Origin of the sequence: Methylophaga nitratireducenticrescens (assembly GCF_000260985.4) — a bacterium.
Lineage (GTDB): Bacteria > Pseudomonadota > Gammaproteobacteria > Nitrosococcales > Methylophagaceae > Methylophaga > Methylophaga nitratireducenticrescens.
The window spans coordinates 831,535-847,488 of the sequence record NC_017857.3 but is presented as its reverse complement, the minus strand read 5'-3'; the positions used below and the strand labels follow the sequence as shown (position 1 = coordinate 847,488).

The 15,954-nt window shown below is 43.5% G+C and carries 16 protein-coding genes and 1 riboswitch; of the genes, 8 read left to right on the top strand and 8 right to left on the bottom strand.

The features are described from left to right. Nucleotides 1–285 precede the first annotated feature (285 nt). A complete protein-coding gene (gene ilvD, locus Q7A_RS04010) occupies nucleotides 286–1,959 on the top strand; it encodes a dihydroxy-acid dehydratase (RefSeq protein ID WP_014706054.1) in 1,674 nt (557 codons plus the stop codon). Nucleotides 1,960–2,064: 105 nt separating this feature from the next. Here the strand turns inward: ilvD and Q7A_RS04005 are convergent, their stop codons facing one another. Next, entirely contained in the window at nucleotides 2,065–2,610 is a 546-nt protein-coding gene (locus Q7A_RS04005) for a hypothetical protein (protein ID WP_041354345.1), read from the bottom strand. A gap of 18 nt (nucleotides 2,611–2,628) precedes the next feature. Further along, nucleotides 2,629–2,706: riboswitch (cyclic di-GMP riboswitch) on the bottom strand. Nucleotides 2,707–2,934: 228 nt separating this feature from the next. Between Q7A_RS04005 and pqqA the strand changes: the two genes are divergently transcribed. Both pqqA and Q7A_RS03995 read left to right on the top strand, forming a co-directional pair. Beyond that, nucleotides 2,935–3,006, top strand: a complete 72-nt coding sequence (gene pqqA / locus Q7A_RS15620; protein ID WP_081443609.1) for a pyrroloquinoline quinone precursor peptide PqqA — start codon at nucleotides 2,935–2,937, stop codon at nucleotides 3,004–3,006. Between the two features lie 188 nt (nucleotides 3,007–3,194). Beyond that, a complete protein-coding gene (locus tag Q7A_RS03995; protein ID WP_014706052.1) occupies nucleotides 3,195–3,413 on the top strand; it encodes a PH domain-containing protein in 219 nt (72 codons plus the stop codon). 50 nt (nucleotides 3,414–3,463) lie between these two features. On the opposite strand, the gene Q7A_RS03990 is transcribed toward Q7A_RS03995, so the two are convergent. Beyond that, nucleotides 3,464–3,832 carry a sirohydrochlorin chelatase gene (locus Q7A_RS03990; protein WP_014706051.1) on the bottom strand — a complete coding sequence of 123 codons (369 nt, stop codon included), beginning with the start codon at nucleotides 3,830–3,832 and terminating at the stop codon, nucleotides 3,464–3,466. 317 nt (nucleotides 3,833–4,149) lie between these two features. On the opposite strand from Q7A_RS03990, the gene Q7A_RS03985 reads away from it, so the two are divergent. Both Q7A_RS03985 and Q7A_RS03980 read left to right on the top strand, forming a co-directional pair. Further along, nucleotides 4,150–5,265 carry an HD domain-containing phosphohydrolase gene (locus tag Q7A_RS03985; RefSeq protein WP_014706050.1) on the top strand — a complete coding sequence of 372 codons (1,116 nt, stop codon included), beginning with the start codon at nucleotides 4,150–4,152 and terminating at the stop codon, nucleotides 5,263–5,265. After that, on the top strand, nucleotides 5,255–7,831 hold the full coding sequence (locus Q7A_RS03980) for an ATP-binding protein (RefSeq protein ID WP_014706049.1): 2,577 nt from the start codon (nucleotides 5,255–5,257) through the stop codon (nucleotides 7,829–7,831). Before Q7A_RS03985 ends, Q7A_RS03980 begins: the two co-directional genes overlap by 11 nt. A 205-nt stretch (nucleotides 7,832–8,036) precedes the next feature. Here Q7A_RS03980 and Q7A_RS03975 read toward each other — a convergent pair whose 3' ends face one another. From Q7A_RS03975 to Q7A_RS03965, 3 genes are all read right to left on the bottom strand, one after another. Beyond that, entirely contained in the window at nucleotides 8,037–8,927 is an 891-nt protein-coding gene (locus Q7A_RS03975; protein ID WP_238595948.1) for a crotonase/enoyl-CoA hydratase family protein, read from the bottom strand. A 105-nt stretch (nucleotides 8,928–9,032) separates the two neighbouring features. Beyond that, nucleotides 9,033–10,022, bottom strand: a complete 990-nt coding sequence (locus tag Q7A_RS03970) for a histone deacetylase family protein (RefSeq protein WP_014706047.1) — start codon at nucleotides 10,020–10,022, stop codon at nucleotides 9,033–9,035. A 178-nt stretch (nucleotides 10,023–10,200) separates the two neighbouring features. Further along, nucleotides 10,201–11,145, bottom strand: a complete 945-nt coding sequence (locus Q7A_RS03965; protein WP_014706046.1) for a YbgA family protein — start codon at nucleotides 11,143–11,145, stop codon at nucleotides 10,201–10,203. Nucleotides 11,146–11,256: 111 nt separating this feature from the next. On the opposite strand from Q7A_RS03965, the gene Q7A_RS03960 reads away from it, so the two are divergent. Both Q7A_RS03960 and hemH read left to right on the top strand, forming a co-directional pair. Further along, nucleotides 11,257–12,171: a TIGR01777 family oxidoreductase gene (locus tag Q7A_RS03960; RefSeq protein WP_014706045.1), complete on the top strand. Its 915-nt coding sequence runs from the start codon at nucleotides 11,257–11,259 to the stop codon at nucleotides 12,169–12,171. An 8-nt stretch (nucleotides 12,172–12,179) separates the two neighbouring features. Next, nucleotides 12,180–13,193, top strand: coding sequence for a ferrochelatase (hemH, locus tag Q7A_RS03955; protein ID WP_014706044.1), 1,014 nt, complete (start codon nucleotides 12,180–12,182; stop codon nucleotides 13,191–13,193). 30 nt (nucleotides 13,194–13,223) lie between these two features. Here the strand turns inward: hemH and Q7A_RS03950 are convergent, their stop codons facing one another. The 3 genes from Q7A_RS03950 to flgA form a co-directional block, all read right to left on the bottom strand. Then, nucleotides 13,224–13,712 (bottom strand): flagella synthesis protein FlgN, encoded by a 489-nt coding sequence (locus Q7A_RS03950; protein ID WP_014706043.1) that lies wholly within the window; start codon nucleotides 13,710–13,712, stop codon nucleotides 13,224–13,226. Between the two features lie 15 nt (nucleotides 13,713–13,727). After that, a complete protein-coding gene (flgM, locus tag Q7A_RS03945; protein WP_014706042.1) occupies nucleotides 13,728–14,042 on the bottom strand; it encodes a flagellar biosynthesis anti-sigma factor FlgM in 315 nt (104 codons plus the stop codon). 86 nt (nucleotides 14,043–14,128) lie between these two features. After that, nucleotides 14,129–14,833 carry a flagellar basal body P-ring formation chaperone FlgA gene (flgA, locus tag Q7A_RS03940; protein WP_014706041.1) on the bottom strand — a complete coding sequence of 235 codons (705 nt, stop codon included), beginning with the start codon at nucleotides 14,831–14,833 and terminating at the stop codon, nucleotides 14,129–14,131. 127 nt (nucleotides 14,834–14,960) lie between these two features. Between flgA and Q7A_RS03935 the strand changes: the two genes are divergently transcribed. After that, nucleotides 14,961–15,914 carry a chemotaxis protein CheV gene (locus Q7A_RS03935; protein ID WP_014706040.1) on the top strand — a complete coding sequence of 318 codons (954 nt, stop codon included), beginning with the start codon at nucleotides 14,961–14,963 and terminating at the stop codon, nucleotides 15,912–15,914. Nucleotides 15,915–15,954 lie beyond the last annotated feature (40 nt).

Genomic DNA, 15,954 nt, shown 5'->3' with positions numbered 1-15,954 from the left:
TGAAGTGTCTGTGCGCTTTCGCACACTGACAATGTAATTTATGTTCAATTTCTTATAAATCCTGGCTCATTTCTCTATTTATATCTGCTATGCCTTGGTGCGAAGTTAAATTATGGCTTCATTGTTAAATATGGATAGTTCTAACTGTCTGTTTAGAGCAGGAACTGATAAGGTCTTTAGCTAAGTTGAATCATCTGAAAGTGGATTTCACTTTCCGTAATAGGCACTCGTCATATTTGATTGAAAGTCAGGGTTCCTTAATTAACAGTTTGAAAAGGTTAGGCAATGGCAGATACACGCAAATATTCATCAATAGTGGTAGACGGTACTGGCAAATCTCCTGCCAGAGCGATGTTACGTGCCGTTGGTTTCAATGATGCGGACTTCCAAAAACCACAGATTGGTATCGCCTCCACCTGGAGCATGGTCACGCCCTGCAATATGCATATTAATCAACTGGCTGACTTTGCCTGCCAGGGAGCCGATGAAGCAGGCGGTAAAGGGGTTATATTCAACACCATTACCATTTCTGATGGCATTGCAAATGGCACTATTGGCATGAAATATTCACTGGTATCCCGTGAAGTCATTGCTGATTCGATCGAGGCCGTCGCTGGCTGTCAGGGATTTGATGGACTGATCGCCATTGGCGGTTGCGATAAAAACATGCCTGGCTGTCTGATTGGCCTTGCCCGCCTCAATCGACCAGCAGTATTTATCTATGGTGGTACGATTCAACCTGGTGCAGGTCATACCGACATTGTTTCTGTATTTGAGGCAGTTGGACAGCATGCCCGGGGAGATATGACGTCTGCTGAATTGCAGCAAGTTGAAAAAACGGCCATTCCCGGTGCCGGATCGTGTGGTGGCATGTACACAGCCAACACCATGGCTTCAGCAATTGAAGCATTGGGTATGAGTCTGCCAAACAGTTCGGCACAAGAAGCAGTGTCTCTCTCCAAAACAGAGGATTGCCGCAGAGCAGGCGCTGCAGTGATGTATATGCTCGAACACGACATTAAACCCACCGATATCATGACCCGGCAGGCTTTTGAAAATGCAATTACCACCCTCATTGCGCTGGGAGGTTCGACAAATGCGGTTTTACATATGTTGGCGATGGCCCATGCGGTGGATGTTGAACTCACATTAGATGATTTCGCCCGAATCGGCCGTCAAGTCCCTGTGCTGGCTGACCTGCGTCCCAGCGGCAAATACATGATGTCGGAACTGATTGCTATCGGGGGTATTCAGCCATTGATGAAAGATCTGTTGGATCGTGGCTTGTTACATGGCGATTGCCTGACCGTAACAGGTAAAACCCTGGCGGAAAATCTGGCCGATGTAGCGCCCTATCCTGCCGATCAGGATATTATTCGTCCATTTGACCAGCCCATCAAAAAAGACAGCCATCTGGTCATTCTTAAAGGTAATTTAGCCCCAGAAGGCGCTGTCGCTAAAATCACCGGCAAGGAAGGGTTACGTTTTACCGGTAAAGCCCGGGTGTTCCATTCTGAAGAAGAGGCACAGCAGGACATTTTGAATGGCACTGTGGTGAAAGGTGATGTCATCGTTATCCGTTATGAGGGTCCAAAAGGCGGCCCCGGTATGCGGGAAATGCTTAGTCCTACTTCAGCAGTTATCGGCAAAGGTCTTGGTAACGAAGTTGCGTTAATAACCGATGGTCGTTTCTCAGGTGGAAGTCATGGTTTTGTGGTTGGACACATAACCCCTGAAGCTTTTGATGGCGGCCCGATTGCACTGATTGAAAACGGTGATCAAATTACCATTGATGCGGAAACGGCTGAAATCACCCTTCACCTGAGCGACAGCGATATCGATAAAAGACGCATGGCATGGAAACCTATCCCTCCCCGCTATACGCGCGGGCTTTTAGCGAAATATGCCCATACTGTCTCCTCAGCTTCTGAAGGCGCCGTCACAGACAAAAACTTATGAACAGAAGATCAAGTAAGAAAGATTGTGGAATAGCACAATGCATTTTGTAATAAAAAAGCCGTGATGTTGTTCCACATCACGGCTTTTTACTTAACACGTTAAAAATTATGCGGCTTTATTTTTGGCCCTATAACGAAGCCCAATGAAACCAAATAACGCAGGAGCAAACAAAAATACAGCAGCTGGAATTGGAACAGCAGATGGATTGATGTCTAGCGATACAATAGTATCCGTATTGAATGAAAGCCCTTGCCAGTTTACCCAAATTTCATCTGCAAGCACTGTTATAAGCGACAAATCAAAACCACTCATGTTTGTCGATGGATTGATAGAAACTGAAGTGAAATCAGCAATTAAACCAAATGTGTCGGTGAGTTTAAAACCATTGAAGCCTGAAGAGTTCCAATATGATGATGATGAAAAATCGATAAGTAGATTCGTATCAGAGATGTCTAATGTAGCCATATTATCTGCTACATTATTGACCTCAATGCCAGCACCAACTACGACATCGCCATTGTCAGCATTAGAATAAGGAGAAGACATCGTTGGGAAGTAGTATTGATAAGTAAGGGTCTGGCCCGTTAAAAAAGCAGAATGTGCGTTAAATGACATCAGAAGTAACAAGGGGAGCAAGAGTAATTTTTTCATCGCGTTTTTCCTTTCTAATCATGCAGCCCAGCCCTGTTAAGTTCAACAGCTGAAGCTTTCCGTCCCAGGCTCACGCTAGGTTTGGCAAATTATAAAAAAAGAGTGATCAAATCACAGTTTTTTTATACATGATCGTTAGGGAATGCAATACTGTACTTTGGTACAAATTTGTTTTTTTCTTTCAAACGCCTTCCCAAACAAACACGACCTGCCTAAGGAAAATACTGACACATCCCGAGAAATATCCGCTATTGTTAATAGGGCCCGATGTCTTATCATTTTTAACTGCAGCAAATAGTTTTTCTCTTTTAAGGAATTATGATCATGTGGACTAAACCAGAATATTCAGATATGCGTTTCGGCTTTGAAGTAACAATGTACATTTGTAACCGTTAAGCCAAAAAACCTGAATCTAGAAAGCTTCTTTAAGGTAATATTGATCAGATAAGAAAGCTTGACTGATTTAGCAAAACGATCAAACTCCAGTGAATTCGTATCACTGGAGTTTTTTTATGTATATACAATTATTCCTCGCTATTTGATGCGATTACTTATGTTCATTCAACATATACTGGAGAACCGCTATGTCATCCATTCCACAATGCCGCATTGAAAGAGCGGGTTCTGAAACCGAAACTTTTTTTATCATTCATCAAAATATTGATGGTGAGCAGCAAATGTTAAGTAAGCAGTTTGCCAGTCATCAGCAGGCATTGGACTATATCCTGGTCCAGGGCTGGCAGGTTGAGCGTGAGAGAGCTGAAGATTCGATGATCATTGCTTCCAGATTCTTAAAGCCTTGATTGCAATAGATTGCATTGGCAACTAATTTTCTTCGGCTGTTAATAAACACCTAGACTGCATTTACGGCAGTAGCTTTCAACATATCGATCATGGCTGTTGACGCGCCAATATGTTGAGCAATCTGAATTTCTACATCCGGAAAATTCGGACGAACTGCATCTACATCGTGAGGAATGTCTTCGGTTACATGACGTCCGGAATTTAGAAAATAAGGTAAAACAGTGATTTGACGAGCGCCATCACGCACGCAGTTTTCAATCCCATCCGCAATCAACGTATCGGCAAGTTCCAGAAATGCGGCTTGCACAATATCGTAATGTTCGGCGCATTCCGTTTTTAATTTTTCAGCCAGTGCAATGACTTCATCATTTGAACGCTGGCGTCTGCTGCCATGGGCAATAAGTAATAATGCTTTCATCTATATATAGTCCGGTTTTGAATGTGAATTATGTGTGAATAGTTTTAATGATATTGCCAGAATTAGTTCTCTTTGAGCTTGATTGAGCTCCATTCAAAAGCACTATCCAGTTGCTTTTGAGGAACATCACAAAGTATTCATGACCACTCGAAACGTAAATAGAATGGACAGCTACGAACTCTGTCAGCATAATGCGGAAATAAGAAACGATTGTATTTAAACAAAATAACAGACACGGATTCAAGGATATGACTTCTGTTAATAAAACTGCCAAAGCAGGGATGTGACGGAAGGGCAAGCTTGATGAGGAACGTGTCTTGGCAAACCAATATGGTCGTCCTGACAATTTAAAACCTTATGAATCAGCAAGGAGACTGAGTATTCTTAAGAAGACCAAAGAGGTATTGATCATCGATGATCAATCAACCGGCAGAACTATTTTAGAAAAGATAGTCCAGCAAATTGGTGAAAATATTCACGTCACGGCGTTAAGTAACTCTACTGAGGCACTTCAATGGCTGAGTCAACATGAGGCCGATTTAATTGTAACGGATTATCGTATGCCGGAAATTGATGGCATCGAATTTATTCGTCGTGTGCGCCAGATGCCTGCTTTGCAAAGTGTTCCCATCATGATGATTACTGTCGTCAGCGAAAAAGCCGTGCGTTATGACGCACTGGATGCTGGGGCTACTGCTTTCCTCACCCGCCCCATTGATCAAATTGAATGTCGTACCAGTTGTCGTAATCTTTTACAGATGCACGAGCAACACCTGATCATTGAAGACCGTGCCAATTGGTTGGCACGCCAGGTAGAAATTGCTACTGAGCAGATTATTTTGCGTGAAAAAGAGACCATTATTCGTCTGGCCAAGGCGGGTGAATATCGTGATGAAGGGACCGGAAATCACGTTATTCGAATGGCGAAATACTCCCGTTTTATTGCTGAAGCATTAGGCGTTTTCGATGAACAGCAATGTGAGGATCTTGAATATGCGGCTCCCATGCACGACATCGGCAAAATCGGAATTCCTGATAACATTCTGCTAAAGCCGGGCAAGCTGGATCCGGAAGAATGGGAAATCATGAAAACGCACACTACTATCGGTCATGAAATACTTTCTGATAGTCAATCGAAGTACATGCATATTGGTGCGGTCATCGCGTTGCATCATCACGAACGCTATGATGGAAAAGGCTATCCTTCTCAATTAAAAGGCGAAGAAATTCCACTTATTGCCAGAGTCGTTTCTGTCGCCGATATCTATGATGCATTGGTTTCGGAACGGCCTTATAAAAAAGCCTGGTCAAATGAAGATGCCTGTCGTTACATCGAGCAAAGCGCGGGGACACAACTCGACCCAAGATGTGTTCAGGCGTTTTTTGACCGGATAGATGCCATCCAGCAAATTCAAGCCGAGTATGCTGATTAAATCTCCAGCAATGAATGATCGTTATGCACAGCCCCAGCAAAAAAATCTGCTCAGCCGGTTTTTAGACAAAATACCCAAAACGGGTGACAGCGAACCCGAACAAGCGATCAAAATCCGACTGACTTTGGGTATTGCTTTATTAATTTATTTTTGTCTGCCATGGGGCACTGACAGAACTTTCTCAGAAAATATTGACAGCCTGCCAAGTCTGATTACGTTGGTCTATTACTTACTGGCAGTTGTCATTGCAGTCGCTTTGATTCTCAACCCAAGGCCATCCCCCATCAGAAGGGTCTGTGGTATTTTGCTGGATTTGACTGCACTATCAGTTGTTATGTTGATCGCGGGTGAGCAGAGTGTCTTTTTGTTCGTTTTATATCTATGGGTGATTTTGGGTAATGGTTTCCGTTATGGCGTGAATTACCTATATATCTCGCTGATAGTGGGTATTCTGGGTTTTTCGTATGCCATTATAAATGGGGAATATTGGCAGCACTCTCAGCATGAACCGTTTGGTTACAGTCTGATGTTTTTGTTACTTATCATTCCGCTTTATTCAGCTTTTCTGATCAAAAAACTGCATGTCGCAATTGCTTTGTCAAAGCAGGCAAATGAAGCAAAAAGTCGATTTCTGGCCAATATGTCTCACGAATTACGTACGCCGCTTAATGGGGTAATTGGTATTGCAGATCTGATGGCGGAGACCCAGCTGAATAAGCAACAACATGATTTTGTTAAAATCATGAAAACGTCAGCACATACTTTGCTCAGCCTGATTGAAAATGTTTTAGATATCTCCAAAATCGAAGCTGGCAAGATTTTAATCAGCGATAAAAAATTTGATTTACACCAACTGTTAAACAGCGTGATTGGCATGCAAAAGCCAATGGCAATCAGTAAAGGCTTACACATTAATTGCTATATTGATCCCGCTCTGCCCTTTTCGATAAACGGTGATTTACAACATCTACGGCAAGTTTTAATCAATCTTATCGGTAATAGTATTAAATTTACTGATCAGGGTGCCGTTAAACTCTCAGCTCAACCAATCCAACACAAATCAAATCAAAATTTGTGGATCCGCTTTGAGATAAGTGATACCGGGATAGGCATCCCTCAGGAGGCTCTGCAACGTATCTTTGATGACTTCACGCAGATATCACCTGATACATTGAATAAAGGTGGCACCGGTTTAGGCACCACTATCGCCAAAGAGCTGGTTGAGCTGATGGGAGGTGAAATTGGGGTAACCAGCGAAGTGGGTGAAGGCACCCTGTTCTGGTTTGAAATGCCTTTCACTGCCAATGAACCAAATGAATTAACTTTATCTGAGAGCCCTATGCTGATTTTAAGCACCGATTCACTGCATGACCTTATTAAACCTGTTATCAATGACTGGTCAGTGAATTACCAACATGTAGACACCACCGCCAAAGCATTTTCAGTATTGATTCGAGCAGCAGAGGAGCAATCGCCTTATCAAACCGTTATGATTGATCAGGATTGTATGCATGACATCGATCCGATTCAATTTGCCAATATGATCCATGGTGAACCTTTACTTGCCAATACAGCACTGATTCTGTTGAATCCATCAGATTTCAGTAAACAGGATCCAAGACTGCGCCATCATTTTATTTCCATTGTGCATGATGTTAAGGAAAAACCTGTTCTATTTAATGCCATCCACGCGGCGCAGAGCAATCATGCCATTCAGGATGAAAAAGTCATTACCCTGGCTCAGCACTACGCAGCTCAATCTTACGCTAAATCTTTAAATATTCTTATCGCAGAGGATAACCTGGTCAATCAGCAGGTGTTGGAAGGTATTCTTCGCCATGCAGGACATCAGGTCATTCTGGCCAGTAGTGGCGAACAGGCGCTGGATGTTCTCAGTCAACAAATTGACAGTATTGAAATGCTGATTCTGGATATGAATATGCCGGATTACAGCGGAACCGAAGTTATCCGCGCCATGCGTTATATGGATACTGGGCATGATATTCCGATTATCATACTGACGGCGGATGCGACACCTCAGGCTAAACAACGTTGTCTGGAAGCGGGAGCAAATGAGTTTCTAACCAAACCAATAGATTCCCGTTCATTGCTGGAATCCGTAGCCCGTCTGGCTCTGGAACATCAAATCAATGTAAAACCTGGCAAAGTAAGCGGCCAGTCTAAAGTTTCTTCAGAACAATGGTGTGACCATCAGGTTTTGCTCGAACTTTCCGAGTTAGGGGGCGGTGAAGCCTTTTTACAGCTTTTGCTAAATGGTTATAAAGAAGATGGCACCAAACACCTGCAATTGATTCTGCAATCAGCCCATGATGATTACCTGACCTATCGTGAAAGCCTTCATGCTTTGAAAGGTTCATCTTCTGAATTAGGTGCGAATAAAGTTGCTGAGCTTTGTCGTCAGGGAGAGTCTTTTAAACCTTTCGATATTGGCTCTGCTGAATTACTTCTTTTGACCGAAAAACTGGAACATGCTTTTACACAAACACTGACTGAATTAGAGGTTGCCCTTAAGCTTCAAGGGCAATCGCAAAAAGCGGATCATTAATACCTGTTTTTATCTTTCATCACGACGCTGTGGCTAAAGATAATTCCAGCACTGTGAGTTATGACTGATAATGCCTCACATCACTGAACGTTTTGTGAAGCAAATTCTAAACGAACGAGACATCTCGATGTATCTCGCCAAATTAGTCTATTTAAATATTAATAAATTTATCTCATTTCACAATAGAAGTGGCGGTGAAACCAGATTACGCCTCGCCGTTTGACTTGGCAGTCTGACGATTGACCAGTCGCGTCATCATCCGGATATCCTTGCTGGTAAGGTTTAAAGCAGCATCCGCCCAGATATTGGCTATTGCTACAAGCTCCTCATAGCTCACGGTATTACATAAATCTTTAATACGTGACATCGCTTTATAGCTGTTTGGTGATTTTTTGGCGACTTTAATATGTTTGTATAAAGCCAGTTCGCCTTCACCTTTTTCGGCCAAAATATCGATCGCGCCCATTTCATAAAGCTCTTCTGCGGTATATAAAGCACCCGACAGAATCATTTTTTCAGCATTTGCCGCCCCGACTTTTCGGGATAACAATGTATAAGCTCCCATTCCAGGAAACAGATTAAACAACACTTCCGGCAGGCCTAATTTCACCCCCCGCTCAGCAATAATAATATTGCTCGATAAGGCCGCTTCAAATCCACCCCCCAATGCATCCCCCTGAATCAGACTGACGGTGGTCAGGTCACAATCAAAATGGAACATATTGTCATAGAGGATATCAACGCAATGAATGGCATAGGCCAGCAAGGCTTCACGGTCACGTTTTTCAATCAGTGAGGTAAACAGGTTTAAATCCCCTCCCAGATTAAACACACCATCAACACTGGAACCCACAACCAGAAAATCATATTTTTCATGATTACTCTGTTGCATCTCAGCTTTTACATTTGCCAGATAATCCGAAAGTTCATTCAGTAAGGTAGGAGTAAAACATGGTCTGGGAGCAGCATTCATCATGAACCAGCCAATCTTATAGGTCGGGTCATAATAGGTATTCAGATGTTGATATTGCTTTCCTTGATTCTGGTCTAGACCAGCCTCGTTCTCATCTCTGAGTTTAACAACAGCGTTCATCATTTTCTCCTTAAAAGGGCTTGGGCTGCCAATCAACAAGTGACTGATATTTGTCACTAAAATGTTTCAATTAAGGATTAGCACGAACTGTGCCGTTAATCACAAAAATTATTCGGCGGATGAAACTATCTGCATCAAGGTTTTCAAATGCGACACACTGGCCTTGGCATTACCTGTCAGGTTGTAGCCCCCTTCCAGTACCGAAACCAGTTTGCCATCACAGTGCTGTTTAGCAAGCCGCAGCATGATCTCCGTCAGTTGGATAAAACCTTGATCGGAAACTTTATAACACCCCAGCAAATCCTCTTCCCGGCTATCAAACCCGGCTGATATCAGTATCAAATCGGGTTTAAATTCAGTTACCGCTGGAATCAGTTTCTCTTCAAATGCAGAGATGATTTCTGCATCCCCGGAACCACAAGGTAAATGCACATTTATATTAAAACCTTTACCAGATCCTGTGCCGGTTTTCTCTGGAGACCCCGTACCGGGATAAGCTTCAGCATCATGCGTTGAAAAAAACAGTACCGAAGCATCATGATAAAAAGCCCACTCTGTGCCATTACCGTGATGATAATCCCAATCCACAATCAGAATTCGCTTCAGTCCATATCGTTTCTGGGCATAGCGGGCCGCTATAGCGACATGGTTGTAATAACAAAAGCCTTCCTCTTTGCCTGTATTGGTTGCATGATGCCCTGGTGGTCTTGAAGCACAAAAAGCATTATCCAGCAAACCTTTACAGACTGCGTCAACCGCCACCAGTACGCCTCCTGTGGCCAACATTGCAGCTTGATGCGCGTCTGGATCGTGACGTTTTATTGACGCTACATGATTTGCTGAATGAATAAGCAATAATTCAGATTCGATTTTGCTTTTGGGTTTTAACAATGTGACCTTGGATAGCAACTCACTGACTTCCAGCTCATCCCGCAGACGTTTATATCTGGCAGGGGATTCTGGATGTTGGGGCATAATATGATGGTTGGCAAAACCGGGATCCAACACCAGACCAGTCAATGCCGTTTGGCTTATCGCTGAAGTTTTACTGCTAACGGCACTTAATAAACCGAGCTTTAATAAATCCCTACGCTGCATATCTGATATCCCGAAGCGGCTTTAATCTCAACCATTTTTAGAAAATGATACAACTTCGCTTCACCATAAACTTCGACTGCTGCTTATTTCAAAAACGTTCTTTTTAATTACGGATTTACGACGCTATCGTTGCATGTAATCATTTCCATTTACTGTGATTTTCGTTTTATTAAACAGTTTATATCGCATTTCTCAGACTCAACGCATCAGGATATGGCTGCAGATAGGCCTGTCTGACAATGTAAGCATTTGGATGATTATTGAAATGATGTTTTAACAATGTGATCGGTACTATCAATGGTAACTCTGCCGTACGATAACGATTAATAATGTCGGCAAGTTCCTGCTTTTCTGCGCTTGAGAGCTTTTTCTTTAGATAGCCTTGTAAGTGCATTAATACATTTGTATGTGTTTTTCGGGAGGCTATTTTTGATAAAACCGTCATAAGCTCAGTGAAATAACCTTCTGCCAGAGCTTCAATCTCATGCTTTCCAGCATCCGCCAGCATCCGTCCCAGTTCGGCATAATGTTTGGGTGAATGAGCCATTAAAGAATATTTATATCGTGAATGAAAGTTAATTAATTTATGGTGAGTTAACCCGCCGCGAACCAGCTGTTTCCAATCATAATAGGCGAAAACCCGGGTAATAAAGTTTTCACGTAATAATGGATCATTCAATCTGCCGGACTCTTCCATTGGCATCAATGGATGGGCTTTTTTTAATGCATCAGCATACAATCCTCGTCCTGTTTCAGCTGCTGGATACCCATTTTCCTGATACACCTTGACTCGAAACAACCCACAACTCGGTGAGTTTTTCATAAAAATATAACCACATAAATCACTGTGTTCATGGGCTTTTTGCTGGCCAAAAGCCGTCAGTTTTTCAGTGTAATTCAAATTATAATCATGCACTGCAACTGCCTGTGGTGCATCCACATCACCAACGAGACGAATGGGTTTGCGAGGAATTCCCATACCAATACCCACTTCAGGACATTCAGCAACAAATTCAAAAAAACGCGACAAACTGTCGGTACATAAACGTAAATGTTTATGTCCGCCATCAAATCGCACAGATTCACCCAGTAAACAGCTACTGATTCCAACTTTAATACGCATCAAAGGCCTGTTAAATCATCATTAAATAGGTTTATCTCTACTATAGGTAAACTTTGCCAGCTGTTATGACTCTATACAAGGAATAATCATAACTATTCAAAGGAATTTATCATGGCGGCTTTTTTAATCACCGGTGCAACAGGACTCATCGGCCAGGCGCTGTGTCAAAGACTTTTAAACAATGGTGAGACAGTTTTTGCATTAAGTCGTAATTGTCAGAAAGCAGCAAAAATACTTGGTTCCCAGGTGCAGTGTTTTGAATCCGTCGATTCAATACCGGCAGATCAGCATATCGATGTGGTCATTAATCTGGCCGGCGCACCGATTGTTGATAAACGCTGGAGCGATGCCCGTAAGCAAATATTAGTGAAAAGCCGGGTCGACTATACACGTGAGCTGATAGATAAATTGTCCAAACGCTCCAACCTCCCCCATAGTTTTATCAGTGGCTCAGCAGTAGGCTGGTATGGAAACCAGGAGGATACGATTGTTACAGAAAGTAGTAGCTTCAAACCAGAGTTCAGCCATGAATTATGCGAACAATGGGAACAAGCCGCTTTGTCTGCAGAATCGCTTGGAATCCGGGTCGCTATCGTTCGCACGGGATTAGTAGTGGCCCCGAATGGTGGCTTTCTGAGCAAAATGACGCTGCCCTTCAAAATGGGTTTGGGTGGACCAATAAGTGACGGCCAGCAGTACATGCCATGGATTCATCTCGATGATATCTGTAGGTTATTTTTATTTCTGGCTGAAAATCGCTCGCTTACTGGTGTTTATAATGGCGCAGCTCCTCGTCCGGTAAGCAATCAGCAATTCAGCAAAGCACTTGCCAAAACGCTAAACCGTCCAGCTTTCTTCCGGGTTCCGTCCTGCGTACTGAAAGCATCAATGGGAGAGATGGCTGATTTATTACTGGGTGGGCAACGTGCAATCCCGGAAAAAGCTCAAGCTGCCGGCTTTGAATTTCTCTATACTGATATCCAGAGCGCGCTGAACGACGTGCTTAATTCTTCTGACTCAAAATAATAATTATCATGACGCAACGTGCAGTTTTATTAGTAAATCTTGGTTCACCGGATCAGCCTGATGCCCCTTCCGTTAGGCGTTATTTAAATCAGTTTCTGATGGATCCCTACGTGATCCAACTGCCTTGGCTGCTAAGACGGTTTATTGTCAGTGCCTTTGTTCTGCCTACCCGTCCAAAAGCCTCTGCAGAAGCGTATCGGAGTGTATGGACCGATACCGGCTCACCGCTGATTGTATTATCTGAAAAATTACATAAAGCCGTTCAACAGCAGGTTGATATGCCGGTGGAGCTTGCCATGCGGTATGGAAACCCCAGTATTGAAGCGGGGTTGCTAAAGCTTGCCAGGACTGATGAAGTTAAAGAGGTTTTATTTATTCCGCTGTATCCGCATTTTGCCGACAGTACCGTAACGACCTGTATTGAAATGGCCAAACACGTCATAGCCAAGCATAAACTGGATATTATCTTAACGGTCAAGCCACCTTTCTATCAGGAAGAAGGCTATATCAATGCACTGGTTGAACAAACCCGTCCCTATTTGATGGAAGAGCATGACCATTTGCTGTTCAGCTATCATGGCTTACCTGAGTCCCACATTTTGAAACGCGATCCCAGTGGGCAACATTGTCTTAAACAGGCCGATTGTTGCAATAAGCCACATGTGGCGCATGCCACCTGTTACCGACATCAGGTGATGACCACAACGGCTGCTTTTGCCGAAAAGGCCCAACTTAATCCAGACAATTACTCAGTCGCTTTTCAGTCCCGCCTGGGCCGAGCCAAATGGCTGGGGCCTAACACTGAAGATCGTTTAATTGAACTTGCACAAAACGGTACAAAAAACGTTTTAGTCATGTGTCCTGCATTTGTGACGGACTGCCTGGAAACTCTTGAGGAAATTGCGATTCGAGCTGAGGAAGTGTTTATCGAGGCAGGTGGTCGTTCACTAAAATTGATACCTTGCCTTAACGATGACCCGGTATGGGTAAACCTGTTAGCCCAGTGGTGTGAAGCGCCTTAGGACTTGATAATCTTTCATACCCACCTAGGATCAGACACGTCCTATAAGCGGCTGTCGAACCACAGCACTGGTATATTCACCACCCGGGCCATAAGCACTCGATTCTGGATCCCGCCCCCGAAGAACAGAGATAGCGCGTTGCAGATATTGGCGGTTAATACTGACGATGCCACCATTAACCTGATTTTTTTGCTGGCAGACTTTGGCCACGGCTTTTAGATTTTTTATCAACAACGTTAACGCCAATGCGTCATCTTCAGTTTGGTTATCAATGAACGCTTCGAGACCTTGTTTACCGGTAGGAAAGCCCGTAGAGGTTAATACCGCATCCCGTTGACGGCTATGCTGTTCGAGCTTCATGATTAACGGCTGTTTTTTAGTATTAATATCGGTGATGTTAACGATATCTGATAGAGCAAGAGCTTGACGCTCCGCGACCAGTAACTCAGCTAACTGTTTGGCAATATTGAGTTCAGACTGTAAAACGCTGTGCAACTGCTGTCCGGGTGACATAGCCATGTGAAGGTTCCTTTTTTATAGGTTACCCTCAAAATCAATCATGTTCCGTGCCAACTTTTGACTATCAACCTGATAGCTTCCATCTTCAATAGCTGCACGTAAAGCAGCCACTTTTTGTTCATCCACTACAGGCAAAGCAGCAATTTCCTGTTGCAGGGATTGCAGTTGTGTTGCCGTGGTTGTCAGACTGATCTTGTCCGTTGAGCTATCACCACTGGATTTGACCTGATTTGATGCGGTTTCTATACGTTGTTTATCTTCAACATTGACGATTCGCGTCGAGTTGATACCACCCTGTGTGGGTGGTTTTATATTATTAATATCCGACATAAAAATGTCTCCATATTGGTTCTATACGTTTTATCGGAACGAATTGAAAAAACTTTAATATAATGTGATTCGATCCAGAGTTTTCTTCACATTGTAACGCGTACCACCCCTGGACCATCTACTACGCCTTCGACAACTCTCTCTGAGGAGAGGTTTTTCACACGAACGCGATCTCCCAGGCTGGCATCAGACATCGCTGTACCCTGCATTCTGACCTCCATGGTTCCCGCACTAGCCACCAGCACAATAGACTCACCTCTTTTTACGATATTCAGTGGCCGCAGATGATTTTTCTGGATAACCGTGCCCAAGCCCAGTGAATATTTAACTTGCTGTCCCACCACAGCGGCAATATTTGCCATATAGCCTTGCCGAAGCTTGCCAATATCATGTTGCTCAATCCGCAAATCCTGTTTCGTTAAAACATGATTTGCTGAAACGGGTCGGGCAATCACCACCATGGGCCGCATTACTTTGATTTGTAAAGGAATATAAACTGTCCAGGCCACAGGCTCCTGACAGCGCACACCCACAGTCACATTACCGGCAGTTGCGATATCCCGATTACTGAATGCTTCCAGTCCTTTTTCACAATGCTGCAAGCGTAACCGTTTATCTAATGGTGTGACACTGACCTGAGGATTGTTAAATCGAGTCTGCGCCTGAGCTAAAGTATAGGTGAATGCGGTGTGCTCCACATCAGCCAACGATTGTAAATTGTCAGCCTGCGCAGTAAGTGTCAATAAATTGGCACTTAACACAAAACAAACACTACATAGTAATTTATACATTAATATCCTCCGGCAAAATGCACGGCAAATGAACACACGGTGATAACCTGCAACTTCCATTCCGATATTTACGGTTCAGAAATGAAGGTTACTGCCGTTATACTCTTGCAGTAATCAGGAGAAATTTATGGCAAGCATGATCGATGGTATTGACCAACGCACCCAACTAGCCGGTCAGAACCGGTTAGAGCTCTTATTATTCAAGCTGGGAGGCACCCAGCGTTACGGTATCAATGTATTTAAGGTCCGCGAGGCCATTGCTTGTCCTACGTTAACAAAAATGCCGCATTCACATCCAGTCGTTCGAGGTGCCGCGCGCATCCGCGACAAAACCATCAGTATATTTGATTTATCTCAGGGTATTGGCAAAAGGCCCGTGATAAATCCGCATGAGCATTTTGTCATTATTACTGAATACAACCGCAACGTGCAGGGCTTTCTGGTCAGCGAGGTGGATCGCATCGTTAACGTGAGTTGGAAAGATATCCTGCCTCCTCCCAGTGCTTCAGGTTCATCGCATTACATGACTGCAGTCACCAAAATTGATAATGAACTGATCCAGATAATTGACGTGGAGAAGGTCATGTCAGAAGTATTGGGTATCGATGACACGGTTTCAGCTGATTTGGTGACGCGTTTCGCAGAAGCCAATGCTGAACATAAACATCACATTCTGGTGGCTGATGACTCCAGTGTTGCCCGCAATCAGATACGTCGCACCATGGAGCAGATTGGAGTCAGTTGTACCATTGTCAATGATGGCAAACAGGCATTGGATCAATTAAAAGCATGGGCGGCCGAAGGTATTGATGTCAGCGAGCATATCGCTATGATGATCTCTGATATTGAAATGCCTGAAATGGACGGTTACACCCTCACAACAGCTATCCGTCAGGATCCAAACCTGAAAGATATCCGTATTTTGCTGCACACCTCCATGAGCGGTACATTTAATAATGCGTTAGTCGAAAAAGTTGGTGCCGATAAATTTATTGCCAAATTTGCTCCTGATGACTTGGCGATTACTGTACAAGCTTTATTAGAAGAATGGCGGGATAAGGATAAAGCTACAACGGAATAAGACTGAACAAGCACAAAAAAGCCCCAAAAAGGGGCTTTTT